General features: G+C 64.0%; 1 tRNA gene. It reads left to right on the forward strand.

Annotation, left to right across the window (positions count from 1 at the left end):
• Positions 1 to 276 precede the first annotated feature (276 nt).
• Positions 277 to 351, forward strand: a tRNA-Thr gene (locus tag L6Q67_RS24180).
• Positions 352 to 577 lie beyond the last annotated feature (226 nt).

Raw genomic sequence — 577 nt, forward strand, 5'->3', positions numbered from 1 at the left:
CGCATCACCTTCCGCCACCTGCCCCCGCGCAGCGGCAACGCCCCGGCTCCCGCCCGGCGCTACTGAGCCCCCTGAAGCCGGCCGGGCACCCACGAAGCCTCAACAATCGTGAAAAACGGCCGGATTTCAGGCAATCATGCGTCGGACATCCTTGCGGCGTCCGGCTGCTCTTGATACTATCCGCCCCGCTTTTCAAGGGTTGTCGCACTTCAAGCCTTACGGCAGCAGTGTGAGCCACCAACCCGACGGCGCCGCATTCTGCAGCGCTCGTGCAGTGCTCATGTAGCTCAGTGGCAGAGCACTCCCTTGGTAAGGGAGAGGTCGGCAGTTCAATCCTGCCCATGAGCACCACACACCCCCTTGCCTGTCCTCCGTTTTTTCGCCCTCCGGACGCACCCGCCGCCATGATGACGTCACGCCTGCCTGCGCCTTTTTGCGTCATCGAGGGCCCGCGACGCATCCCGACATCCACCACGCGCGCGACTTGATGCACACTGAGGCCTGCACAGACCTGCGTACCTCGGCATGACGCAGACACGGCGAGGATTCGGCCCACTCCCATGATTTCCCGGCTCTT

It is taken from the genome of Zoogloea sp., assembly GCF_023150065.1.
Lineage (GTDB): Bacteria > Pseudomonadota > Gammaproteobacteria > Burkholderiales > Rhodocyclaceae > Zoogloea.